We start from the raw sequence: 25,255 nt of genomic DNA on the forward strand, positions 1-25,255 counted from the left end.
AGGGCTGGCTGTGGATGCACGTACCCTGGAACTGCTGGAATTTGATAAGGTACGCCAGGCTGTTGCTGCACGTACCATTACTTCGCTTGGTCAGGAGCTTGCAGGACAAATCGCACCATTATCTGAAATCAGCGTCATTGATCGCCAATTGACACTGGTAACCGAGATGACGGAGGCGTTGAATGCCAAACTGTCACCGCCCTTGAGTGGCGTTTCAGATATTCGCATGTTGCTTCGCCGTGCTTCGATTGGCAGCATGTTGAGTGCGAGTGAAATCAACAAGGTGAAGGAAGTACTGGAAGCCACCGGCGCTGTGTTTCGGTACAGAATGAAACTGGAACCACGCTGGCATTATCTGATTAATCTGCTGGCTAAAATCGAAGATATGGGCAATCTGGCCAGAACGATTGAAGGCTCAATCGATGCTCGGAGTCAAGTTCTCGACATGGCCAGCCCGGCTTTGTCCAGCATCCGATTCAGGTTGCATGAACTCGAAGAACGCATTCAGTTGGAATTAAAACGCATCTTGCGAGACCCGGTTGTTCGTTCGGCATTGCGGTTTCCAAATACCACTCTGTCAGGCGATCATCATGTATTACCCGTAGCCATCAATCACAGGCAAAAAGTGCCCGGTGTTGTGCATCGCACCAGCAGCAGTGGCGATACCGTTTACATCGAACCAGCATCGTTGGCGAACTACAACGCTGAACGGTCTTTGATCAAGGTGGAGGAAGAAAAAGAGATTTCCAGAATCCTCCGGCATCTAACAGCTCAGATCGCCCAGGTGGCCAAACTGCTACAGGTAGCCCTGGAACATTTAGCACAGTTGGACCTGATTCAGGCAAAATCGAAATACAGCATCGATTATGACATGCATCGCCCCAACATCACGACGGAGAATACGCTATGGCTACATAATGCTCGTCATCCCGTCTTGTTGCAACTGTTTCGGACTGCATCTACAGAATTGCCTGGGAAGCAGGTTGTGCCTATTGATGTCAGACTAGGCTCAGAGTACGACATTCTCGTAATCACTGGGCCAAACACCGGTGGTAAGACTGTTACGCTTAAAACCGTTGGCCTGCTTTGCATCATGGCTCAGTCGGGTATGCATATACCAGCCCTGCCCGGCAGCACGACTCCATTGCTGCAGCATGTACTTGCCGATATTGGCGATGAGCAAAGCCTGGAGCAATCACTGAGTACCTTCAGCTCCCATATATCCCGAATCCGGGATATCTTCAAAGTCTGCAATGAACATACGCTGATTCTGCTGGATGAACTGGGTGCAGGTACCGACCCCTCTGAAGGTGCAGCCATTGGCAGGGCCATACTGGATCAATTAATTGGCAGAAAATGTCTCGCTTTGGTAACGACACACCTTGGCGACTTGAAAACCTATGCATTTCACAATGCCCGAGCTGAAAATGCCGCAGTGGAATTTGATGTTGCCAGCCTGCAGCCGACCTACAGGTTGCTCGTTGGTCAATTTGGGCGCAGTTGTGCACTACAAATAGCCAAGCGATTGGAATTGCCAGCGGAGTTGATGAAGCGTGCCAGGCATTATCTTCGAAAACGCAAGCAACGCAACCACAGTGAGATGGAGAAATTACAGGCGGCCCGAGAGCAAGCTGAACTGGCACGGCATCAAGCACACCTGGCAGAAGTAAATGCATTGCAACTGAAAAAGGAGTATGAACTGCAACAGCAGGAGCTGCAAAAGCAGAAAAAGTACGAAGAAATGTTGAATCAGTTCCGAATTTCATTGCGACCAGGACAGACTGTGTCAGTTGATCGATTTGATCAGCCTGGAACTGTCGTTCGTGTGGATCGCTCACGAGGGATTGTGGTTATCAAGGCTGGTCTGGGACAATGGGAGGTTGGCCTTAATGAAATCAAGCCATCGCAGGGTTTGTGAAAGTACTGTTACGCTGTCTTGTCTAATGCGAATTCGAAAGCATACTGATTGTAACGCTGCAACCCGTCATTGAGTGCTAAGACAATGCGTAAATTGCCACTCTGTATTCCTGGTTTGGTCATTCTGACATGTGTTCTAGCGTTCCATCCTTCTTATTCCCGAGAAACCATTGTCAAATCCCGAGCAACGCCCAAGTTGTTGCTGCTGGTAGTATTTGATCAACTGCGAGGAGATTACCTGCAGCGGTGGAGTGAGCTTTACGGAGAGAATGGATTCAAAAAGCTGATGCAGGAAGGAAGATGGTATTCCAATTGCCATTACCCATATTCGATGACGGTGACAGGAGCCGGGCATGCCACGCTTGGGACAGGTTGTACACCGGCGCAACATGGCATCGTTGAAAATGACTGGTATGACAGATCAACTCGTACTGAAGCATATTGTGCATCCATGTATGATCGTTACAAAATGATTCCTGAAGGTGCTCGCAGTAAAGCAGGAAAGGACTCAGGTGGTGCGCCTGATCGGTTAATGGTGCCTGCACTAGGCGATGTGGTTAAAGCAGCTACCAGCAACAAAGGCAAAGTAATCGGTATTTCCATGAAGGATCGAGGTGGTGTTCTACCTACGGGTAAGAAAGCCGATATTTGTTATTGGTACGATAACAACGAGGGAGCATTTGTTACATCTAGCTTTTACACAGATAGACTGCCAAGTTACATGCAGCAGTTCAATCAGCAGAAGTATGCAGATAAATGGTTCGGTCGTAACTGGGAGCGTTTACGAACCGACATTGATTACGAAAAGTATTCCGGACCGGATGATCAGACAGGTGAAGGTACTGGAACAAGCCAGGGTAGAGTATTTCCGCATTCCATGACCGGCGGATTGAGTAAACCCGGTTCCAAATTTTATGATGCAGTCTACAATTCACCTTTTGGCAACGATTTAACCTGGGCTGCAGCTAAAGTAGTTATTGAGAACGAGCAACTGGGAATGGATGATGAAACCGATTATCTGGCCATCAGCTTTTCTTCCAACGATGCTGTAGGACATATCTGGGGGCCTGATTCGCAAGAGATTCTGGATATTACTCTCCGAAGCGATCGCCTGATAGCGGAAATGATCGGCTATCTCGATGAGCGGGTTGGCAAAGACAACTATGTGCTGGCATTGTCTTCTGATCATGGCGTCTGCCCCATTCCTGAAATACAGCAGAAACTGGGACTCAAGCCTGGCCGGGTTGAAGTCAAATTGACATTGAAAGAATTGGAAACCTATCTGGCACGCAAGTACCCCGTCAATGGTAAGTGGATTGATGCGGCAACTGGTGCTGGACTGTACATCAATCACCAATCGTTGAAGCACGCAGGTATCGAGAAGAAACAGATGGAAACAGAGATAGCTGCCTGGTTCAAATCAAAGGACTATGTCAAGGAAGTGTTTACACGCACAGAAATCATGTCAACTGCACCGCTGGAAGGCTTTGGCGAGCCTATTCGACTTTGTTTCCATGCTGAGCGGTCAGGCGATGTATTTCCGGTACTGCAGCCCTACTGGTTTCTGAGCACCTATAAAACAGGCACCACGCATGGTTCGCCGCATGAGTACGACACGCATGTGCCGTTGCTCTTTTACGGCAGTAAGGTGAATGCTGGCGTATCACGCGAACGCGTGTCGCCTCAACTGGCTGCGGTTGGACTAGCTGCAACGATTGGTGGAAAACTGGAACACTCAACCGTTCAGATTCCCGGCGACTTGTTTAAGTAGTCAGTGGTTTGCGACACAGAACCTGATATTGGGTGCCTAGCGGCCAGGATGAAATGACTGTTTCAAGTGGCCTGCACCATTTCAGGAATTTCGGGAAAATAAACAGATAATCTGTTCTGAGAACTTCGAAGCCAGCTTGCTTCAGAAGATTTCTGGATTCTCTGGGTGTCAGAGTGATGGCATCTCTATCAAATGGAATGCGACTCATGACATAGCGCGTTGCTGGGTTCCAGGGATTGTTTTCCCAGAATGCGAAAATCCCACCAGGCTTGAGTGAGCGGAAAACAGTTGCAACAGCTTCGGGGCGCACAGCAACGGGAATGTGGTGGAATACACCATTGCAGAATGCCAGGTCAAAATCACCTTCTGGCTTGAATTCAGTCAGAGGAACAAACTGTCGATCAGGATGAGCATGAAGTTGCTGAGCCTGCGTTATGGACTCAATTGATAGATCAGTTCCGGTGACTTTCTTGACACCCGGTAGTTGATGCAGGAGTGGAACGCTGGTCCCAGTTCCGCATCCAAAATCGAATGCAAGACTCGGTGTAAATGCGAGCTTTTCCAGACAATTCTTCAGAAACTGGATTCGACCTGTAGCAAAATACTCTTTTGATTCACCAGAGACGGCTAGCCCCTGTTGCAATGCTTCATCGTAGTTTGTTGCAAAGCGATCAAATTCTGCATCTGATTTCTGAGCAGGTGGTTCTGCAGTCGCATTCATGATCGTCGCATCCCAAGAACGCTGATGAAGAAGCTGCCAAAGAGAGTTTGAAAGCCCAGCATGCAAAGCGTTGCACCGGGGATGACCCAACGCATGGTAACTGCATAGTCTAACACGCCAAACCCGGCTTCCCACCATTGATTAATGGCACCGATCAATAATACCAGACCCGTCAGCCCTGCAAGTATCCCAACAATCAGCCCTCTTTCCAGTGTTGCCCACTGGAAAAAACGTGTCAGCCTGGGGTCAGGCGGTATCATTCCTTCACTGATCGCAAACCGCTTGGTAAACAAGGCAAAAAGAACTGCCTGATAACCAACCATCAGGAAAAGACTGGAGAACAACAGGCTGTGGGCATCAAACGTAATTCCGCCTAACTTCACTGCAGGCAGTGCCAATGCATATCCCAGTATACCCAGGAAGATCAAGAACAGGCCAGGAATCAGAAAGAGCCAGCGCGGACTGTAGAGCAGGAAGAATCGAAGAGTACGCCAGCCATCGCGCCAGGTTTTCAGATGCGGTGGATGAGCTTTTCTACCATCAGGGTGAAGTGTGATTGGCACTTCAGCAATTTTTGCATTGAACAGGCTGGCCTTGATCACCATTTCAGTGGCGAATTCCATTCCGTAGCTGCGTAAATCCAGTCGCTTGTATAAGTCTTTGGTGAAGCCTCGTAGGCCACAATAAATATCGTTGATTGGAGCCTTGAACCAGAGCCGGCTCAGAAATGAAAAGAGAGGGTTGCCAAGCCAATAATGTAGAAATGGCATGGCTCCTTTTTTGATGGTTCCGCCGCCTCGGGGAAACCTGCAACCCTGAACCAGTTCATAACCGGCACGCAGTTGCTTCACAAACTTGTCTGACTCTCCGAAATCATAACTGTCATCAGCATCGCCCATGATGATATATTTGCCATGAGCAGCATTAATGCCTCCCATGAGTGCATTACCGTAACCTTTGGCACTCACAGCAACAATACGGGCGCCGTGCTCTTGTGCAATGGCTTGTGAACCATCGGTGCTGCCATTATCCGCAATGATAATCTCGCCTCGGATTCCCATCTTTTCGATGGCTGCATGGGCTTTTCGTACACAGGTGCCTACCGTATCTGCTTCATTCAGGCAGGGCATGACAATACTGAGTTCGTAGTCTGTCCTCTTTACAGGACTGTCTTGAATATGAGTGATGAGTTCCTGTTCGGCGACTGGATGCATTTCGAATCCCTGAAAAGTGAAACACGGCAGTTTCATTCCACAAGGAACTATAGTTCATTTTTCCGCTTTTGGAGGCAGGACTTTGCCCTGCTGGTCAATTGCACCTGCTGCAATCGTTGTAAATTTCCCAGTGTGAATGTACTTTTTAGCCATTTCCCGAATTTGCTCAGGAGTTACAGATTCAACACTGTTTTTATACCGGTCATAATAATCCAACCCGAAACCGAATCGATTCAGATAGAGCAACCGTTGGGCGATGCTTTCATTCGTTGTCATTAAAAAGGCAAGTTTACCTATCAGATACTGCTTGGTACTGGTAACTTCATATTCACTGGGAACTTCCTTTTGAAGCCTTTCGATCTCCTCCAGGAAAAGCTGTTTAACCCGTTGATAATTTCTGGCATCAGTACCGATGTAACACATGAATGTTCCAGGCTGGAGATCAGCGGAGTCCGTAATCGTTGCTGTAACGGTATATGCCAGCCCTTCCCTGTCGCGAAGCCGTGAAGAAAGTCGATCAGTGAAGCCGGAACCTGTTCCAAGCACATTGTCCATAACGAGCAGCTTGAAATAGTCGGGGTTATCTCGTGTGATTCCCAGATGCCCCATCAAAAACTGCAACTGTGCAGCCTGTGGCATCGTGATAATCCGTGTGCTGCCTTCCTTGGTGAAGGCAATTTCTGGTTGAGCATTCAGTAGTTGCAGTTTGCTGTCCCACTTTGCTGTCAGACTTTTGATGTGGTTGGTAACTTCTTCATAATCAAAATCACCGACCACTGCGATTGTCAGGTTTTCAGGTGTCATGATTTTCCGATGAAACTGCAGACAATCTTCTCGGGTTAGCTGTTCAACCGATTGCAATGTACCTCTCGATACCCTGCCCTTGAAGTGGGTACCATACACACTTTCCTGGAAAGCCATGAATGCTCGTGAAAGAGGCTCTTCATTCGCCTGGGCAATTTCAGATTTCTGCTCTTCCTTCTTACGGGCAAAAGCTTCGCCAGGGAAATTGGAATGTAGCAGGCAATCAAAAAGCAAATCGAGTCCAAGCTTTGAATTATCTTTCAGTACCTTTACAACGCCACCTCCTGATGAAAGGCTCAGTGAACCTCCAACGTTTTCTATTGTTTCTGCAATCTGATTCTGTGTACGCTGCTCAGTTCCTTCTTCGAGCAGGCTTCCAGTCAGTAAAGCCAGACCTGATTGTGCCGCATCTTCATACTCCCTGACATACTTCAGTGATGTAGCTGCGACAACTATTGGCATTCTTGAGTTCTGCAACATCAGAAGAGTCAGGCCGTTTGGAAGCACTACTTTTTTAGTTTGTTGCAGATTGACTGGTGAGCGGCCGCCTTCTGATTGCGTATGTGAACGACGTTCTGGCTTGACCGCTGAGCCTACCGAACCGAGTGATGGTTCGGCTTTGGGGACAGACCAAACAATAACAGATTTATCCTGGAGCAGATACTGTTGGGCTACTCTTTGAATATCTTGAGGTTTTACAATGGCCCACAGGCTGAACTGATTTTTCAGTTTGGAAACGGGAATCATGTGAATGGAGCTGGCAATGCTATCCGCCAGGCTATGTATGCTTTCACGACTGAATATGGTTTGTGTGATCAGAAGTCTTTGATATCGAGTCATTTCCTCAGCAGAAACTGTTTCAGTTGCAAGTCTGTTGAGTTCATGAACAATGAGCTTTTCGGCTTGAGCACGTTCTTTGCCTGGAATCAATTCAACTTGAATGTTCAGCCAGCCAGGATTTCTACCAGGTAAATGAGAGGCTGATACATCGAGTGCGATGCGTTCTTCAAGTACCAGTTTCTTGTAAAGTCGACTGGTTTTACCTGATGCCAGTACCATGCTGGCCATGTCGAGCGCTGTTTCATCTTCGTGGCCTTGAGGTATGGTGACAAAGGCCATCACCATGCGTGGCACGGGGAATTTGGAGGTGAATTCATGTCGCAACTGTTTGGTGGGCGTGATTGCAGTCCACTTGTGGCGTTCAGGCAACTTGGCAGAGGGGATGCTCTCCAGTTTAGATTTGATCTTGGCCAGTGCGATATCAGGATCGAAACCACCAACCAGCACCACCGCTGCGTTATTGGGATGATACCAGTTGTTGTAATAGGTGGTTATCAAAGGTGCCGTTGCAGACCGCACATGTTCTCGCTCGCCAATCACCGGATGGCCATAAGGTGATTCTTTGCCAAAAAGAAGCTGCAGCATGGCCTTCTCTTCAAGATCCCACGGAGTGTCTTCGTTGCGTGCCAATTCTTCGATGACAGCTCCTTTTTCCTGTTCAAATTCATGTTGTTTATCAATCAGCGTGCCTCGCATGCGTTCAGCTTCAATTTCAAGTCCCGTTTCCCAGCGATCCGCTGCGAAATCAAAATGATAATTGGTGATATCGTGATTGGTGTAGGCATTATTTGACCCGCCACTCCGTTGAGTCATTCGATCGATATCGCCTGGCTTGAAACGGGCCGTGCCTTTGAACAGGAGATGTTCCAGATAATGCGATAACCCGGTGGCATTCTTGTCTTCGTCACAGGCTCCTACCTTGAAGCAAGTCATCATGGTCACGATGGGTGAGCCGGGGACAGGCAGAAGGTATACTTTCAATCCATTCGATAAGGTATGCTCACGCAGTGAGTCATATAAGTGAAGTGCTGCGGATGGAATGACAAATGATCTTGTTTCCTGAGTTCGAACTTTATCCTGCAGAACCAGGCACATAACCAGGGGCAGGAAGCACATTCCAGGAAACCGGCAAAACATATTTGATCCTCGCTTGTGTCCAGTATGGCACTAATATGATGTTAGCCACACTGTCAATTTAGTTTATGACAACATGAGTGAATCACTATCTCCCAGTACAGAGAACCCGCTGGCTTCATCTGCGCAATTCGTCAAAGGTGTGGGGCCACAACGATATGAAAAACTCCTGAAACTGGGACTGGTAACCGTGGGCGACTTGCTCTTCTACCTGCCTCGTGCCTATGAATCGCTGACCAACCGTGCGAAGATTGCCGATCTCAAAGCTAATGATGAACCTCAAACCATTGTTGGCGAAGTAGTTGAAATCGAGGGGAGAACCACGCACAGCGGAAAAGATCTGGTGAGCATTGTCATCAGTGATGGTGATCCCATGGTGCTGGAAGCAACATTCTTTAATCAGCCCTTTGTCGCAAACCGTTTGAGTTATGGAATGACGGTCGCCTGTACTGGCAAGCCTCGGCGATATCGTGGCCATTGGCAGATGAACAATCCGAAGTTAAGGCCGGTAGACCAGTCAGTCATAGATGGCGAATCAACAGTCATGCCTCTTTATGGATTGACCGAGGGATTGCATGCAGATGCCATGCGAAGAATTCAGAAGGAAATTGTTGAACGATATGCTGTTGCATTAAGGGAAATCACGCCACCTGAACTGGTCATTCGTCGTGGATTACCTCGATTGACTGAGGCTTTTCGTGCAGTGCATCTGCCTCAGACGCTTGCTGAAGCACAGCTTGGCAGAAGCAGGCTGGCATACGATGAATTGCTAGTGCTGCAGGTCGCACTCGGATTGCAACGACGCGATCAGCAGGTACAAGGGAAAGCCAGTCCGCTGCCACGCTCACGAATGGTTGATGAACGCATTCGGCGACTTTTTCCCTTTGATCTGACAGACGGGCAGGTAAAGGCTATTCATCAGATCTGCGAGGATATGGTACAGGAACGACCCATGCGTCGACTCCTGCAGGCAGATGTAGGCGCGGGGAAAACAGCAGTTGCCATCTATGCCATGCTGGTTGCTGTTGCCAACAAACATCAGACGGCACTCATGGCGCCAACGGAGGTTCTTGCCAGGCAGCATTGGAGGACCTTCCAGAAGTATCTGATGCACAGCAAAGTCCGCATGGAATTCCTGGTGGGGGGGATGTCTGAAGCAGATCGGCGGATTGCCTTATCCGAAATCAAGAATGGAACAATTGATCTGGTGGTGGGTACACAGGCCTTGATTCAGAACGATATTGAATTTGCCAATCTGGGGCTGGTAGTGATTGATGAACAGCACCGATTTGGAGTACAGCAGCGCGCTACCATCAGACACAAAGGGCTTGATCCGCATTATCTGGTAATGACTGCTACCCCTATACCTCGTTCGGTGGCATTAACGGTCTTTGGAGATCTTGATGTATCTGTCATTCGTGAGTTGCCTCAAGGTAGAAAGCCAGTTCAGACAGCATGGGTAGCTGAGGAAGACCGGCATAATCTAATGGCACGCTTAGTGAACGAAATGAAGAGTGGCAGACAACTCTACGTGGTTTGTCCGATGGTGGAAGAATCTGCAGATAATGATGTGAAAGGTGCGATAGATACCGCGAAGCTGTTGCAGGATGGTTACTTTGCAGATTGCAAAGTTGGTTTATTACATGGCCGCATGTCGGATGATCAGAAAGACGAGATCATGAATCAATTCAAAACGAAGCAGTTGGATTGCCTGGTAGCGACCACCGTGATTGAAGTAGGAGTGGACATCCCCAATGCTACGCTGATGGTCATTGAACACGCGGAAAGATTTGGCATGTCGCAACTGCATCAGTTGCGTGGAAGAATTTGCCGAGGCACGCAAGCAGGACAGTGTTACCTGTTTGCCAACACAGCGTCGCCTGAGTCGCAGGATCGACTCAAGTTTTTCTGTTCCACGACGGATGGTTTTCTGTTAGCGGAGAAAGACTTTGAACTTCGCGGCATGGGTGAATTTTTTGGAACCAGGCAACATGGTGCCAGTGAACTGAAGATCGCGCATCCGATCAGGGATATCGAAATGCTGGAGTTTGCACGCCACGACGCACTTGAGTTAATCAAAGCTGATCCAGGGTTACAGAAGCCTGAACACAGTGGAATTCGTGCTGCGGTACTTTCGCGATATGGCAGGAAACTGGGCTTGGCTGGAATTGGTTAACGATAGTAATTGGCAGGCTTAACAGCCTGGTTATCGAAGACAAAGCGAGCACCAATTTCAAACCAGCCGCCTTGAGTATGCTGGTCGCAGCGAATCAACTGTGCAAGCACCGAAACAGGCTCTGGCTGGCGTGGATGAACGAGTTCCACTTTGAGTTGTGTACCTGTTATGGCCGTCGGCGTATAAACCGAAATGCCGCTTAATGAAATATCCTTACCTTGGCATTGCACCGCGGGACCGCGTTCTCCGCGAGCTGACAGTGCGTAGGCTTTCAAAGGCACATTGTATTCAAAGCGTTCCTGGGCTCTTCGGTCGGGAGTTGCTTGCAGGAATGTACGCAGCGTTTCAACAATTCGCGGGCCGGCTTCCTTGAGCATTTCCTCAGCTTCATCAACCTCCGAAATCCCATAAGGACGAACCTGTACAGTTACATCTGTCAGCATAGCCTGGCGACTGTGCGGTCGTGCCAGATGGAGAGTGATTTCCAGCCCTTGTTGCTGGGAGCGGAGGCTCTTCCAGAAAGACTTTACTGGCCTTGGGATACGATAAACATAGACATTATCTTCATTTCGTACCAGTTCTGCACCGATGGATAGTCTGAATCCATCCAGCTTGGCTTGTGCAATACCTGCCATCAGCATTGCACCGCAGCGATGATGAATCATTTCACCGCGACGATGAATGTAACGGATGGAATTGACGGTTTCTGTAGGCCACGCTGCGACAATGGTGCCGACAATATCAGAAACGGCTTGCGTTGGCGGCATTCCACCCTGGGATTGAGGGTTGATTTCCAGCCAGCCGGTTTGTGGTGCGCCTGATGCTGAAGGCACAACGTGTTGTGGTTTGTGCGAGCGGTAGGAAGAAATGCCGGTGATGCAGTGTTCCAGTGCGTCAATAAGTTCCATGCACGATTGAAAACGTTGATCGGGGTCTGGGTCGAAAGCGCGTGCCATCACAGGACGTTCAGAAGGATGCAGTAATTCCAGATCAGGGGCGAGTACACGTGCAGTGGTGTTCGCGCGGGGCCCGGCGGTTCGCACGGAGTTTCTGATCGTCTGGGCACGCAGTGGATGTACACCGATTGCCAATTCCTGATACACCAGTGCGAGGCTGAAGATATCACAGGTGCGATGGATAATGCCATCTGCCAGTTCGGGGGCGCCATAGCGGGAATTTAACTGAGCCAGAGGCTGTCCGCTTGGGGCCCATAACAAATGAACCAGCCCGAAATCCGCAATCAACAATTCCAATTCCGGTGGCGACAGCAGATTCCGGGGGTTTAAGCTGAGGTGAAGTATTTCGAATCGTTGGTACAGATCATCCAGTGTGGTCGCTGCCTGTCTTAGCAGGGGTAATAAGTCAGCACGTGGAATACCCTGCATGCGCTTGGAACGATGTTCCTGGAATTTCTCCCACAAAGTTTCTTCTACGGAACTGGATAACAGACAGATTCGTCCAGGGCCGGTTTGAATGATTTCGCAAGGCAATAGCCCAGGATGCTTGACTGAGCGAAGGAAATTGATCGCCTTCTCTTCATCATCCGGGTCCTGGCCACCAAAGCCACTGATCACCTTGACCATGGCTGGGTCGCCATCGGGCGTTTCTACTCGCCACAATTCACCCAGAGGGCTGCGGCCTATGCATTCCCTGAATACAAATCCCGGCAATGCATCGGTATCCGCTCCTGGTGCCATCGCAGGCAACATGATATTCGAACGGGATATCGTGGGAGACCTGGAAATGGCGTTTCGGGGAATCGTTGGAGGCGGTACAGAAGATGGCGGAATGAGGCTGGAAGGTCGATTCGGTACAGGTTGATAAGTAGGAACCGGTCGTGGTTGCCTGGTAACTGCTTTCATCTGTTCCTGATGGGACAACTCTGTAGATGAAAGATTGATTTCCTTGGCGGTATCCAGTCCCTGCAGTTTGCGAATCAATCGCGATGATCGCATTTCGCCTTTATCTGCACTGTTGATATCTCCCGAAATCAGGGCATGGAGAAACGACATACAGTTTTCGAATCGCTTCTCAGGGTCTTTGCTCAATGCCTTGGCTATGATGGGAATGTCGTTCGGAGGTAAAGGCTGAAGATTGGGCTCAGCCATCATATGCTGCATGGCTAGTTGCCGCGGGTTCCTTCCACTGTATGGCAGAACACCTGTCAACAGTTCCTGATAGACAATAGCGAGAGAGTACTGATCACTACTAGGATGTATTTTTCCCTGTAATGTTTCCGGAGCTACATACAGAGGTGTAATTCCTGACAGTTGCTCGCTGGCTTGAGTAGCTGTCTGGGTACCGTCGTTGAAGTGTCCCAGGTCAGTCACCAGTCCGAAATCTGCAACTTTAACGTGACCTGATACTAGAAACAGATTGCCTGGTTTTATATCGAGATGCATCAGTCCGTGCACATGATTCATGTGATCAAGTGCTTCTGCAGTCTCAGCCATATAGCTGAGAAGTTCATCACGAGGAATACCAGAGTACCCTGATTGCTTGTAGCTTTCCAGTAATTCGTGCAGCGTGCGATCGGCGAGTTCCATCACGATCAGCAATTCACCGTTGACTTCCTCGATTCGATCCATCTGAAGGATAAACGGATGTCGGATTCCGACGACCCGTTTAAGGGCACGATACTCCTGCGCTGCCTGATGTTGATTGCCAACCGGGGTGGTGCAGTTGCCACGAATGAACTTGATAGCTTTTTGAATGCCGCCTGGCGCTTCGCATTTCCAGACTTCACCGAAGCCGCCTCGTCCCAGGATTTGAATAAGCTGATAGCCAATAATGGGCTGTGAACCAGGCTGACGAATCTTGCATGGTTCCTTCTCAACCGTCGCAGGTGATGTCCCGGCAGCAAATGGCATGTGTTATATGCGACGTTTCTTCCAGTTCAGAATACACCCAAACTTAGCGGTTATTTTAACTTATGTCCAATAAAAAGCATCAGGCAACTCACTATTGGAGTGTGATGTTAAGATTTTCTCATTAACGAATGGTTCAATTTTTCTTTAGTTCAATGTAGAGCTATAAAATGATGGGAACGAGCAACGCCCACGGAGTAAAGGGAAATGACACATCGAGTTTCAATCATTGCTTGCGTCACGATTCTGGCGGTTATTCAATTGATTCATGGAGCTGACATGTTGACCGAACAAAACAAACAAGATGAGAAAACCAAAACGGAACACAAGACCGCAACCTTTGGAAACGGCTGTTTCTGGTGTACGGAAGCTGTATTTCAACGCCTGAATGGTGTAAAAAGTGTTGTCTCTGGGTACATGGGAGGCCAGACCAAAAATCCAACTTACAAGGATATCTGTACTGGTAACACGGGACATGCAGAGGTCATACAGATTACGTATGATCCCAAAACTATCAGTTACCCTGAGTTGCTGGAGGTCTTCTGGAAGACACATGATCCAACCACTTTAAATCGACAAGGCAATGATGTAGGTACACAATATCGGTCAGTGATTTTTTATCATGATTCGGAACAGCAGAAGGCGGCTCAGGAGTACAAATCCAAACTCGATAAGGCAGGCATCTACTCCAAGCCTATTGTCACCGAAATCACCTCAGCTTCATCCTTCTACCCTGCGGAAGATTACCATCAGAACTATTTTAATCTGAATGGCAAACAGCCCTATTGTTCCTACGTCATTCAACCCAAGCTGGACAAGTTCAAGGAAGTATTCAAGGATAAGTTGAAAAAGGAATAACTCCTTGTCGAAGCCGTTGTCTGTCATTTTAACCAGTGATCTTCATGGCTACCTGCCCGAAGTACAGGAATGCGATTTGCTTCTGATTGCTGGTGACATATGCCCAGATGGCAGTCCGCAAATGCAGGCAGACTGGCTGGACCATAAGTTTCGTCCATGGTTGAGAAGTTCAAAGGCGAAAGAAGTGGTTGCAGTTGCAGGCAACCATGATTGGGTATTTCAGACCCATCCGTATCTGGTACCGAAACTGCCCTGGCATTACCTGCAAGACCAAGAAATGGAAGTACTCGGTGTCAAAATTTATGGAACACCCTGGCAACCTGTCTTTTTCGATTGGGCGTTCAATCTGGATGAGCAAGACCTGGCGGATAAATGGAAGCTGATCCCATCGGATACGTGTATTCTTCTTCTGCACGGTCCTCCACATGGTTACGGTGACAGAAACATCTCAGGGGAGCATACAGGGAGCGCGAGCCTGACCAGACGCATCAGGCAGATTCGGCCGCAACTGGTAGTCTGTGGCCACATTCACGAAGCGCGAGGCGAGTATAATCTGAACGGCATTCGAATCATCAACGTTAGTCAGTTAAATTTGCGATATGAACCCATCGAAGAGCTGATTCAGATAGATTTCAAAAGGAAATGAAGTTTATCCAGATAACACTTCACAATGCAAACAGCAATCGTTAGGATTACATCATAGTTTAGTAATCATGGATGACCTCGACGGAGATGGATCTCATGCGTCGCACCACTCGTTGGGTTTCAATTACATTCTGCAGTTTGATCGTGGGTTGCCTGCTAGGAATGACCGTTGCAGGAGTTCTCTATTTCAGACAGAGCCCTGCTGAACTGCTGAATCGCGGTGAAGCTGCTTTTCAGGCTGGCACCAGATCCTGTGAAAGACAGGAGTGGAGCAACGCACAGACACATTTTCAGGAATCGCTTCTTTCAGCTGAAAAGTTAATACAGCTAACGGAAACAAATGCACAGAATCCAGCGCAGAATTCCACTTCTCCAAATCAACATCTGATTATGGGTAAGGGGTTGTGGCTCAAATATCGAGCCATGAAATCGTCTGCACTGGTTAAGCAGATGACTGCATATCCAGCAGACAGTGATAAGTCGAAACCGCCAGCCGACATCCAGAAACTATCCCCATTGCGGATTGCGGATGATACCATCCGTCGGGATGCCATTCTGACCTTGCGAGATGCTGCGTACCGTCTCAGGATGGAGTCAGAAGTATTGGATGAAGCGATCTCAGTGGAGATACAACTGGAACCACTGCATTGGGATCATCTGCATGCCTTTACTACCACCCAGCACGAACTCAAACCGGATGATGCACGAACGTTATACCTAATGGCAAAGATGGCCTACGAGCAACTTGTGACGGTGAATGCCGATGGCGCTCTGAAAACAGTTCCAGCTCCACTGGTTAAGCGGAGCAGAGAAAAGATGAAAGCTGCGCTCAAGTATCTGGACCAGTTAAATACAGTGGAAAAACCTGCGCGATGGAGAACGACCTATCTGCAGGCACAAATTCTAGCTTGGCTGAGCCAGCGTCAGGAAAGGAATACTGCTGAAGACACATATATTTCCCGCCTGTCTGCAATTCTATTCCATGATGCAGAAGGGATTGATGCCAGGCTGCAAGTAGAAAAGGAAATAAAGGATTTGAGTCACTTTGATATAACTGGCTTGTTTGGATTACATCAGATGAAACTGGAGGCCATCATTTCACGTAACCAGTTGTGGGAGATGTCTGGTAAGCAGTCGAGCACTCCGAGGATTGCTGAAATACAGGATGCCATGCAGAAACTTACCGCCATCTCAGAGAAAGTCAACATTGCCGGTCGCAGGTCGCTGGTGGCTTCTAATTACGTAAACGCCTGCCTCAAGGTTATGCCAGCGCTGATTACCGACCAATACGACAAATGGTGCAAATGTCGTGATCACGCGGTCGCATTCTGCAGGCAAGCTATGCTGGAAAATGCCTGGCAGCCAATGCACAGTCTGCAAATTGCTGATGTTCTCGTGCGCGACGCACAATGGCTGGAGGCACACAGAAAAACTGTAGAATGTAATAAACTGTATCATGATGCCGAATTCTGGATTGATACCGGCATCAAAGCATGTAAGCCCGGTACGGTAATGCCGGGGCAACTGGCTTTACATGATGCAAAGCTGAAACTGCTGATTAAATCGAACGCTTCTACGCAGCCGATTCAGCAGCAGATCGCACTGATCAATCAAGTCAGTCATCCCACCGCCCAGGCAATTGGGCAATTCTACTCGGGACTGCTCGCACACCGTGAAGGGCGGTTGCAGCAGGCCCAGTTCTTATTGGAAAAAGCGGCCGCTTCTAAACAACTGGATTTGTATCGGAGAGCAACAACACAGTTGATTCCGGTCTACCTTGCATTGGAAAAAGCTGAACACGCCCTGCATGCAATTGATGTTGTCTCAAAGCAATTTAGCAGACTGGAGAACCAGCGGAAGGAAGATCTCGCCTGGTACGATGTTTTCCTGCGCTCGGGAAAAGAATGGTTGTCCGAAAAAATTCAAGCCCACATACTGGCTGCCCACGATGCTCGAAAGCAACTAAGAATAGCACCAACCGAGGCGACTGCGATTGCCAGACTGCAACTGCATGAAGAAGCTATGCAAATCGCGATTCAAAGCCTGAAAGATGACAGACTGCGCTACTATGCATCCATGGTTCAATATGCCCGCTACTTGTTGCAGTGGGACTGTCTGAAAGAAGTTGAACCGATTTTGAAGACGCTGAAAGAGTCATACACTGGCCAGGCTGCAGTCCTCCAGTTGGAGATGGGATATTTCCTCGCCAAACAATCGGCCGCTACAGCGCAGGCCGAATTGCCACGTGAAAATATTGCTCAGATGGATCAATTGATTCAACTGCACATGACACATGCCAAAGCACAGCAGGCGTGCAAGCTCATCTGGATCAAGTGGCTCACCTATACCAATCGAAGCGACAAAGCCGAGCAATTGCTTCAAGATTCCGCTTTCTTTGGTCCATCTGAAGAAGCGCAAAAACTCAAACTGGTGGCACTTCTGTTCATGAATAAACGCGAGAAGGTACATGAAGTTGTGAAGCTGCTGCCACGCGACCCGCAAATGGACGTGGTGTTGTTGCTCGCTGCTGGTTCATTCAAGGAACAGCAGGACTTGGTCAACTCAATTTCCCAGACCAATCAGAATGCAGGTTTGATGAAGGCCTGGTCGGCAGCATTGAAACTGGCTCAAGGCGATCATGCCGAGGCATGTAAGGCTTTTATTCAGTGCTTGGAATATACTTCTGTTCGGCCACTGGTACGTCAGGGAATCATGGATGCATTTTCTGCCTGGTCGCAACTGCAACCGGTGGAAGCCAGGAAACGTGCAATTGAGAGCCTTCAACTCTATCCTGCTGAACCCTGTCTTTTGCTTGGGTTTGCCGTCTGCTGCCAACAGCTCGGTTCGTGGGGCGACCCGCAGGATACCAGTAATCAAGTCAAGGATATGGCGACCGCGCTTAAGGCACTCGAACAGGCTTATCTGCTCGAGAATAGAAGTCCCTGGGAAGCTGTATGGATTGCAGCCAACATGTGGATGCAAGTCGATATGCACGAGTATGCTGCTCGGTTACTTAAACAAGTGATTGAGCTGAATCCTCAGCACGAAGCTGCTTATCCTCTGGCGATAGAACTCGAACTGGAACAGAATTCTCCCCAAAGTACTCGAAGTGCCGAATTGACTGCAAAAGCGTATCGCAAAGAATTTCCGCAAGCTGCTGAATCGCTGTACTGGCTTGGGCGTTGTGCTGCGCGGGTAGGAAATATCAATGAAGCTCTTGAACGATATAGACAACTCATGGAATTGCAGCCACGGCATGCTCGTGTGTATCAGGCGTGTTGCCAATTGCTGCTGGAATCGGCCAACCGAGAGGCCTACTCAGCTTGTCAGCAGGTATTGCAGCGTTGGAAAAAAGCACTTCCCGAAGACTTGATGGCTTACCAGTATGAAATTCAACTGGCTGCCCGGCAAGGCAGGAAATCCGAATATCAGGTACTGGCTGACAGGCTTTTGACTCAACTCGAACCTGGCAATACCAGTACCATTCAAACCGTGGGGTTCAACAAAACAGCGAAGACTGTCGGTCGCCAGAAAGCGGACGCATTGTGCCTGCTGACTCAGGGGCTGATTCGCGCAGGAGAACTTCAGGAAGCCCGTGACATGAATTCCAGGGCACTGACTCTCTGTGAGGATCATGATGTCGCTAACCTGCTGCGAGGAGATATCTGTGTGCTCCAGTTAAAACAGGAATCGCTTCATACTTCTGCAAGGAAGACGCTTGCTCAACAGGCAGTTTCAGCTTATGCACAACATTACAGACAGCATAAGGGACATCCCTTGTCGGGAAATAATCTGGCATGGGTGATGGCTCAGGAATTGAATGAACCGCAGGAAGCGTATCGCATCATGCAGGAAGTGCGTAAGGGAAATCGATATCTGGAACCTATTTCCGGCGCCTGCATGTCACTGGAACTGCTGGATACCATGGGAATCATCTATCAGAAGCTGAGCAAGCCTGATTTGATCAGAGAGCGGATCGAGTTGTTCGAATCTGCCATGTCTCGGTATCAAAGTGAACCACGTGTGGCAGTACATATGGCAAATGCTTACCTGGCAGCGCAAAAGCATCAATTGGCTCTGCAGGCATTTCAGCAGGCACGAAAAATTCTGCCTCACTCTGTTCTGTCAGCAGAGAAGCAGCGAGAATTGAACAAGAGTATTCAGGATGGTCTCAATGCAGTTCAGGCACAGGCCGCTCCTTAGAAAACATGAAATGAAACTGCACAGGAATAGAATGCTCAGAGAATATTTTCATGTCAACAGCCTCGAAAGTAACTGAATTGAACTCTATGCCCGCGCAGAGATTCATGTCGTTCGATGCGCTGCGTGGCTTTGATATGTTCTGGATCATTGGCGGGGATGTAGCTATCCAATCCTGGCTGAAATACTCCCATCTTAGCTCCGCCCATGCAGCGGCAGATACCAGCACCTGGCAAATGGCACTGTATCGACAACTCGAGCACTGTCCGTGGGAAGGCTTTCGTTTTTATGACCTCATCTTTCCCCTGTTCCTGTTCGTCATCGGTCTGGTAATTCCATTTTCGATCTTCCGAATGCAGAACGCAGGTATTCGCCACAGTGCCATTGTCTTTCGCATATTGCGGCGCACGTTGCTGCTCTTTATTTTGGGATTGCTCTACAACGATTTGCTGCAATTCAATTTTCAGGATTTTCGATACGCAGGCGTGTTACAAAGGTTGGCGATAGGTTATGGCTTTGCAGCTCTCGTCGCGCTCTATCTCAAGCCTCGCGCCATTGCAGGATTATCAGGTATTCTCCTGGTGGGCTACTACCTGATACTTCTCATCATACCAGTGCCAGCTGGGCAAGCAGGTGACATCACCCGTGAAGGCAACCTGGCAGGGTATGTCGATCGATTGGTATTGCAGGATTGGTTTGGAGGCAAAATCTATGAAGAGTATTACGGCTTCGGCGATAACGAAGGTTTACTCTCTACCATTCCATCCCTGGTGACAGCATTGTTGGGTGTGCTGGCGGGGTGCTGGTTGAAAACGGGACATGCCCAGGGCAGGAAATTCTCAGGCCTGGTTGTCGCTGGCTTGTTCATGCTCGCTGCAGGCTATGTCTGGTCAGGCGGGTTCAGTGATATCAGGAACCTGCATGATCGTTATGGAGTGTTCCCTGTCATTAAGAATCTTTGGACCAGTTCATTTGTGCTCTGGGCAGGTGGCTGGAGTCTCTTACTGCTCGCCTTGTTCTATGGTCTCATAGACGGCTTGGGCTTCAAAGCATGGGCCTGGGTGTTTGTTCCCATCGGAGCCAATGCCATCACCATTTATCTGATCAGTCACTTCATCGATCTGCAGCCATTGAGCAAGCAATTATTTGGTGGAATGGCAAGAATCATCGCTGATGGAGTGCATTCAGTGTCAGATGTTGCTGTAGTTGCAATGAATAAAGAATTGAATCTTGCCATCATACTTACCGGCATCGTCATTCTCGAGTGGTTGATATTATGGTTTTTGTATTCCCGCAAAATCTTTCTGCGAGTTTGAGAGCTACAATGAGGTGATACGCACTATAGAGCTTCAGTATGAAAATAATATGGTTGTTGTTGATGATCTGTTTTCCCTGGAGTGTTTGCCACGGGTGGAATGATAAGGGGCATCTGGTCATCGCCCGTCTTGCCTGGAAAGAACTGACACCGAATGAGCGTGAACGCATAGTCAAGATCCTTCAGCGTCATCCGCATTACGAAGAATTTCTCCGTGCCAGGAAACCGGATGGCTATTCAGAAGATGAATGGGTATTTCTGCGCGCAGCTACCTGGTCAGACTGGGTGCGAGGCGGGCCTCTTTCCCGGCGAAAATTCCATATGTCGAATGCCCACTTCATCAACCTGCCGTTAACAGAGCCAGGTTTTACGGGCGTTGTTCCTGCACCTGCTGCACACAATATCATCAGCCAGCTTCATGTTTCCAAATTAATCGCCAGGAATGGCAATCAGGAAGATCGTGCCATTCAACTCTGTTGGGTATTTCACCTCGTGGGAGACATTCATCAGCCTCTGCATTGCACCAATTACTTCAGCTCCCGTTTCCCCAAAGGTGACAAAGGAGGTAATCTCGCCAAGGCAAGGATTCCAGGTCGCAGTGCCATCATTCTGCATGAGTTTTGGGACGATCTTCTGGGATCATCAGACAGTTTGTCTTCGGTTGGAAGCATGGTACTCGAAATTGAGCAGTATTATCTCGAGAAGAAAGCCAATATTGATCCGGAACTTTCCAAAAACCGCAAGTTTGAAGATTGGGCACGCGAAAGCGTGGAGATGTCACGATGGTATGTCTACTTGAACGGTGCCTTTAAGCCTGTGAATATCGAGGATAAGCCTTCTGAGAAGGATTTGCCAGTACTGCCTGATCATTATGCACAGAATGCAGGCAAGGCGGCGCGGTATATGGCTGCCAAAGCCGGCAAGCGACTTGCTTCAGAGTTGCGGGAAATATTGGCGAGTCATTGATTCAGTTTTTCGATCATCTGCATGGCAACGCTGCGAGGGTCGTCTGCCATGGTTATTGCGCGACCAACGACAACCTGCTTGATACCTGCCTGTACTATTTTTGAGACATTGGATGCGTCAATGCCACCAATGGCAAATCTGGGCATTGAAGTCAAGTTTGAGGCTTGTCTGACAAAGGCCAATCCAGCCAGTTTGGAAAACGATTTGGTTGAACTAGGAAAAACCGGCCCGATTCCTACGTAATCAGCGCCATCCTGCAGCGCACGTTCCAACTGGTTCTGATGATGGGTGCTGATGCCTACAATCGTTTTGGAACCCATGATTTTTCTAACATCATTGGCTGGCAGATCGTCCTGCCCGACATGTACACCATCTGCCATGACAATACGAGCAATATCAGGCCGATCGTTCATGATGAAAAGAATGCCAAGCTTGCTGGTAATTGAACGAACCTCTCTTGCAATTGCCAGCAATTCTTTATCTTCCTTTCCTTTTTCACGCAGTTGTACAACTGAGACACCACCGGCAACGGCTTCTTGAATAGTCCACTCTATCGATGCTGCGCAGGATGATTTTGACACCAGCAGGTACAATTGAGCTTTTGCTATTAGTGACTGATTGGTGTCTGCGAAAAGACATGCCTTTTCCAAAACGTACGCTCGATATCGCAGACGTTCGATCATCGACCCAAACCGGCTTGAAACGACTTTGCCATATTCTTCGAGTACTCGCAGTGCCTGCTGTAACCGGGCCATGTTGGCACGAAAAACATCATACAAAGAAGCTCTCAGTGACTCTGCTTCAGTTATGATGGATGTTCCAATATCACCCGAAGTGTCCCGGCACCTGAGACCTGCTATATACGTAACATTCTCTGCATAGGCAGTAGTAACCTCGTGCCGTAATAGTTTGAATTGTCTGCTGAGGTATGCATCATTCAGATGAAATCTTGCATACTCTTCGAGTATCCGGAGTGCTTCTCCGGCACGATTATAATTGGCATCCAGAATTCTATGCAGTGAATGCACTTGAACGCTCTCAACTGGTTCAACCATCTGTTCCATGGGCAAGGAAGATGTGACATCGGGAAGCCGCTCAGTAAGAAGTCGTTTTACGTGTTCTAACGAAGGCAAGGAATTGATAAGCCCGGCATCGGTTCGCAGCAATGCATGCAGCAGGTGTTCACCGTGAACAACAGCATTTCCAGTACTTTGCAATGCCAGATCACGTGCTTGATAAATCAGTGTTGCGATGAGTGAAGGCAATGCAGCAGGTAGTGTCTCAGACAAAACTACCGTTGCAGTTGGCACGTTCAATTGATTGAGTACAGCATTCAGGGTAATGTCCTGCTTTTTCAATTCGATGGCAGGTATTCCATCTTCTTCATGCAGCAGCCCCAGCAGCAGGTGAGCAGATTGCAGTTCGTTAGCATGCAAAGCTTGTTGCCAGGCAAGGCTGGCAAGAATAGCTCTTTCAACTGCAGGGGTAATTTCAGGAAACAGCATAATTAAGGCCTTTTGAAGATAAAATCGAAGAGCATTTCACTTTTGGGTTCACGTGACAAAAGTTCTTTTACTGCCAGCCTGGGTACTAGATGTTCGTAAAGCACTTGATAAACAGAGCGAGCAATTGGCATATCCAGTGATAATTCCTGACAGCGTTCATACAGGCTTTTTGCAGTTGTAACTCCTTCAGCAATTTTTGGCGTGCTCGCAAGAATGTGATCAAGTGTTTCGCCTTTGCCAAGTCTCTCTCCCAACGAGCGATTTCTTCCATGAGGACTTATGCACGTGGTAATCAGATCACCAAGGCCAGCCAGGCCGACGAATGTTTGCGCGTCAGCTCCATGGGCCATTCCGAATTCCATCATTTCAACCAGGGCACGTGTCAATAATGCTGATTTGGCATTGTCTCCCAGATTCAAACCATCACTGATTCCTGCAGCAATAGCGATGACATTTTTTACAGCAGCTGCCAACTCGACTCCAATAATGTCGTTGCTGGTGTAAATGCGAATACTGTCACCATGGAAGCTCTCTTGAACCAGTTTGGCTAGCTGACCATCAATACTTGCTACAACCAGGCCTGTCGGCTTCCCACGGGTGATTTCTTCTGCATGGCATGGCCCGCTCAGCACTGCGATCGGCCTTTTTCCCCAGACAGTTTCGATGATTTCCGATGGTCGCAGTAGGGTACCAGTCTCCAGACCTTTGACGACGCTTAATACCGGAATGGTATTTGCAGATACTTGTTGAACAAAGCGGCTAATAGTGGTTCGTAAATAGACTGTAGGCACAGCAACGAGAATCAGGTCTGCATCCTGGATGGCGTTTTCTACATCTAGAGTCAGAGTAATTTGATCAGGGATGATAATTCCTGGTAAAAGGACTTTGTTTTCGCGATGCTTGCATAGTTCTACGCCACTTTCTGCGCGCGCGCTCCATAGCGTAATTTCCTGGATTCCTCGTGCATGAGCCATGATGGCGCAGGCAGTGCCCATAGCACCATCACCGATGACAGCAAGTTTTCCTATTTTGCGCAACTTCATGTTATATAAATCATGGTCTGCTGAATTCTGATAAGTAGTCTGCATTATCCTGATTTTATCACTCGTACAGGCAGTCTGCGAGGCGAGAAACCTCGGATTCATGCAAGCTATCCGCTACAACTGGTCGATATAAGTGTGTGGAAAATTCCGCGCGATGAGCTGAATCTGACTAACAACGGAGTTGTACATGCCTGCCCATCTTCGCGTTTACCCTCAGGAATTGCCATCAAGGGTTAAAGGTCCTTCGGTTCACATCAGTCTTTGCGAATTGTTCCCCCTGCTTTCACAGGCTCATCGTGGCAACTATGTGTGGCTGAACGACTTTGAAGAAGATGAAGTGGTGATTAGCGAAGATTTATACGAAGTTCTCAAATCATTCAAAACGTATCGGCCAACTGCTTAATCATCCAGTTCAACTGGTCGTATATCATTGTTTTCGGCTAATGGCACGCTGGTACTACGTCTTTCTCGCAAGTCATTTTCGATGAGTTTGACACGTTGTTCCATTTCACGTAGCTTGGCCACGAGCGTAGGTAGCTGTTCAAGCGGATTAGTTTTTGCACGAATATAGGGAACCGGTGGATAGCCGAGATGTCGCTGAAGCGCAGCGAACAGGTAAAGCGGATCGCGGCCCCGGTTGGCGCGAGCAATTTTCCCTTCTTTTTCACCGAACAATACCCGTGGCAACGGTTTCTCGGGATATTTCTGCCGATGTTTCGCTGCGTAAGCTTCTGAACGAACAAAAACAAGATCGGCAAATTCAATTTCGCCGATATTCCTGCGTACCGTTTCGAGATACTCACGCCATTCCTGGTCGTAAAAGCTGTCCAGCATCATCGCATTCATGCCGTGATCATACCCCAGACGATTTCTGCACAACACTTCAAACTGGAAGACGAACAAGGCTTCAGGAATTGGCTGGTAGCTGCGATATCGGGCTTCATCTTCAAGGATTTTCAACGCGATATCCATGCTGAAACGTTTTCCCTCTTCTTCTGCCTTGGCAATGATGAAGGCCTGAAAGGGATTGAAATAATGTGACAAATGTGTCATGGCAGTGCCGAGTAGCCCGGAATGTTTCAATTCGACAGCCATAAACTGAACAGCCAGGGGAAGCCGTGTGGTTGAGAGCAATTCTTCGTGAATTCTGTCAAGAATTTCCTGAGAAGGCCTGCCATCCTGATGTCGTTCTCTAAATGTGCGAAAAAAATACTCTTGCTCAATGTATTCTTCCGGGTTCAGAACTGGTGATAAACGGTTCATGAAGAGATGGAGTCGT

At 48.5% G+C, this 25,255-nt stretch carries 16 protein-coding genes; 9 read left to right on the forward strand and 7 right to left on the reverse strand.

Going from position 1 to position 25,255, the window contains the following annotated elements; all coding sequences use genetic code 11:
- Nucleotides 1-10: 10 nt before the first annotated feature.
- Together JNJ77_06540 and JNJ77_06545 are read left to right on the forward strand one after the other, a co-directional pair.
- Nucleotides 11-1,918, forward strand: coding sequence for a DNA strand exchange inhibitor protein (locus JNJ77_06540; GenBank protein MBL8822230.1), 1,908 nt, complete (start codon nt 11-13; stop codon nt 1,916-1,918).
- 84 nt (nt 1,919-2,002) lie between these two features.
- Nucleotides 2,003-3,688: an alkaline phosphatase family protein gene (locus JNJ77_06545; GenBank protein MBL8822231.1), complete on the forward strand. Its 1,686-nt coding sequence runs from the start codon at nt 2,003-2,005 to the stop codon at nt 3,686-3,688.
- Here JNJ77_06545 and JNJ77_06550 read toward each other — a convergent pair.
- From JNJ77_06550 to JNJ77_06560, 3 genes are read right to left on the reverse strand one after another with little or no spacing between them, the layout of a single operon-like run.
- Nucleotides 3,681-4,409, reverse strand: coding sequence for a methyltransferase domain-containing protein (locus JNJ77_06550; GenBank protein ID MBL8822232.1), 729 nt, complete (start codon nt 4,407-4,409; stop codon nt 3,681-3,683). The two genes, JNJ77_06545 and JNJ77_06550, sit on opposite strands and share 8 nt — an antisense overlap.
- Nucleotides 4,406-5,623, reverse strand: a complete 1,218-nt coding sequence (locus tag JNJ77_06555) for a glycosyltransferase family 2 protein (GenBank protein MBL8822233.1) — start codon at nt 5,621-5,623, stop codon at nt 4,406-4,408. The genes JNJ77_06550 and JNJ77_06555 overlap by 4 nt, the downstream gene beginning before the upstream one ends.
- A gap of 54 nt (nt 5,624-5,677) precedes the next feature.
- The gene (locus JNJ77_06560; protein ID MBL8822234.1) at nt 5,678-8,383 is read right to left on the reverse strand and encodes an insulinase family protein; all 2,706 of its coding nucleotides are present in this window, start codon (nt 8,381-8,383) and stop codon (nt 5,678-5,680) included.
- 94 nt (nt 8,384-8,477) lie between these two features.
- Here JNJ77_06560 and recG point away from each other — a divergent pair, with 94 nt between their 5' ends.
- Complete coding sequence (recG, locus tag JNJ77_06565; protein MBL8822235.1) at nt 8,478-10,577, forward strand: ATP-dependent DNA helicase RecG; 2,100 nt, start codon at nt 8,478-8,480, stop codon at nt 10,575-10,577.
- On the opposite strand, the gene JNJ77_06570 is transcribed toward recG, so the two are convergent.
- The gene (locus JNJ77_06570) at nt 10,574-13,447 is read right to left on the reverse strand and encodes a protein kinase (protein ID MBL8822236.1); all 2,874 of its coding nucleotides are present in this window, start codon (nt 13,445-13,447) and stop codon (nt 10,574-10,576) included. The genes recG and JNJ77_06570 overlap by 4 nt on opposite strands.
- A gap of 204 nt (nt 13,448-13,651) precedes the next feature.
- Between JNJ77_06570 and msrA the strand changes: the two genes are divergently transcribed.
- From msrA to JNJ77_06595, 5 genes are all read left to right on the forward strand, one after another.
- The gene (gene msrA, locus JNJ77_06575) at nt 13,652-14,302 is read left to right on the forward strand and encodes a peptide-methionine (S)-S-oxide reductase MsrA (GenBank protein ID MBL8822237.1); all 651 of its coding nucleotides are present in this window, start codon (nt 13,652-13,654) and stop codon (nt 14,300-14,302) included.
- Between the two features lie 4 nt (nt 14,303-14,306).
- The gene (locus tag JNJ77_06580; protein ID MBL8822238.1) at nt 14,307-14,948 is read left to right on the forward strand and encodes a metallophosphoesterase; all 642 of its coding nucleotides are present in this window, start codon (nt 14,307-14,309) and stop codon (nt 14,946-14,948) included.
- 95 nt (nt 14,949-15,043) lie between these two features.
- On the forward strand, nt 15,044-19,150 hold the full coding sequence (locus JNJ77_06585; protein MBL8822239.1) for a hypothetical protein: 4,107 nt from the start codon (nt 15,044-15,046) through the stop codon (nt 19,148-19,150).
- A gap of 104 nt (nt 19,151-19,254) precedes the next feature.
- On the forward strand, nt 19,255-20,463 hold the full coding sequence (locus JNJ77_06590; GenBank protein MBL8822240.1) for a DUF5009 domain-containing protein: 1,209 nt from the start codon (nt 19,255-19,257) through the stop codon (nt 20,461-20,463).
- Between the two features lie 38 nt (nt 20,464-20,501).
- Complete coding sequence (locus JNJ77_06595) at nt 20,502-21,428, forward strand: S1/P1 nuclease (GenBank protein MBL8822241.1); 927 nt, start codon at nt 20,502-20,504, stop codon at nt 21,426-21,428.
- Here JNJ77_06595 and JNJ77_06600 read toward each other — a convergent pair.
- Both JNJ77_06600 and JNJ77_06605 read right to left on the reverse strand, forming a co-directional pair.
- Nucleotides 21,422-22,933, reverse strand: coding sequence for a thiamine phosphate synthase (locus tag JNJ77_06600; GenBank protein ID MBL8822242.1), 1,512 nt, complete (start codon nt 22,931-22,933; stop codon nt 21,422-21,424). The two genes, JNJ77_06595 and JNJ77_06600, sit on opposite strands and share 7 nt — an antisense overlap.
- 2 nt (nt 22,934-22,935) lie before the next feature.
- On the reverse strand, nt 22,936-23,976 hold the full coding sequence (locus JNJ77_06605; GenBank protein ID MBL8822243.1) for an NAD(P)-dependent glycerol-3-phosphate dehydrogenase: 1,041 nt from the start codon (nt 23,974-23,976) through the stop codon (nt 22,936-22,938).
- Between the two features lie 187 nt (nt 23,977-24,163).
- Here JNJ77_06605 and JNJ77_06610 point away from each other — a divergent pair, with 187 nt between their 5' ends.
- On the forward strand, nt 24,164-24,379 hold the full coding sequence (locus tag JNJ77_06610; GenBank protein ID MBL8822244.1) for a hypothetical protein: 216 nt from the start codon (nt 24,164-24,166) through the stop codon (nt 24,377-24,379).
- On the opposite strand, the gene JNJ77_06615 is transcribed toward JNJ77_06610, so the two are convergent.
- A complete protein-coding gene (locus JNJ77_06615; GenBank protein MBL8822245.1) occupies nt 24,376-25,239 on the reverse strand; it encodes a hypothetical protein in 864 nt (287 codons plus the stop codon). The genes JNJ77_06610 and JNJ77_06615 overlap by 4 nt on opposite strands.
- Between the last annotated feature and the right edge of the window lie 16 nt (nt 25,240-25,255).

Source organism: Planctomycetia bacterium, from assembly GCA_016795155.1.
GTDB lineage: Bacteria > Planctomycetota > Planctomycetia > Gemmatales > HRBIN36 > JAEUIE01.

Excerpts from the sequence above, each read along its gene's own strand:
- JNJ77_06605 (MBL8822243.1), bottom strand. The coding sequence starts at position 23,976 with ATGAAGTTGCGCAAAATAGGAAAACTTGCTGTCATCGGTGATGGTGCT.
- JNJ77_06555 (MBL8822233.1), bottom strand. The coding sequence starts at position 5,623 with ATGCATCCAGTCGCCGAACAGGAACTCATCACTCATATTCAAGACAGT.
- JNJ77_06615 (MBL8822245.1), bottom strand. The coding sequence starts at position 25,239 with ATGAACCGTTTATCACCAGTTCTGAACCCGGAAGAATACATTGAGCAA.
- JNJ77_06550 (MBL8822232.1), bottom strand. The coding sequence starts at position 4,409 with ATGAATGCGACTGCAGAACCACCTGCTCAGAAATCAGATGCAGAATTT.
- JNJ77_06590 (MBL8822240.1), top strand. The coding sequence starts at position 19,255 with ATGTCGTTCGATGCGCTGCGTGGCTTTGATATGTTCTGGATCATTGGC.
- JNJ77_06545 (MBL8822231.1), top strand. The coding sequence starts at position 2,003 with ATGCGTAAATTGCCACTCTGTATTCCTGGTTTGGTCATTCTGACATGT.
- msrA (MBL8822237.1), top strand. The coding sequence starts at position 13,652 with ATGACACATCGAGTTTCAATCATTGCTTGCGTCACGATTCTGGCGGTT.
- JNJ77_06595 (MBL8822241.1), top strand. The coding sequence starts at position 20,502 with ATGAAAATAATATGGTTGTTGTTGATGATCTGTTTTCCCTGGAGTGTT.
- recG (MBL8822235.1), top strand. The coding sequence starts at position 8,478 with ATGAGTGAATCACTATCTCCCAGTACAGAGAACCCGCTGGCTTCATCT.
- JNJ77_06570 (MBL8822236.1), bottom strand. The coding sequence starts at position 13,447 with ATGCCATTTGCTGCCGGGACATCACCTGCGACGGTTGAGAAGGAACCA.
- JNJ77_06560 (MBL8822234.1), bottom strand. The coding sequence starts at position 8,383 with ATGTGCTTCCTGCCCCTGGTTATGTGCCTGGTTCTGCAGGATAAAGTT.
- JNJ77_06585 (MBL8822239.1), top strand. The coding sequence starts at position 15,044 with ATGCGTCGCACCACTCGTTGGGTTTCAATTACATTCTGCAGTTTGATC.
- JNJ77_06600 (MBL8822242.1), bottom strand. The coding sequence starts at position 22,933 with ATGCTGTTTCCTGAAATTACCCCTGCAGTTGAAAGAGCTATTCTTGCC.
- JNJ77_06610 (MBL8822244.1), top strand. The coding sequence starts at position 24,164 with ATGCCTGCCCATCTTCGCGTTTACCCTCAGGAATTGCCATCAAGGGTT.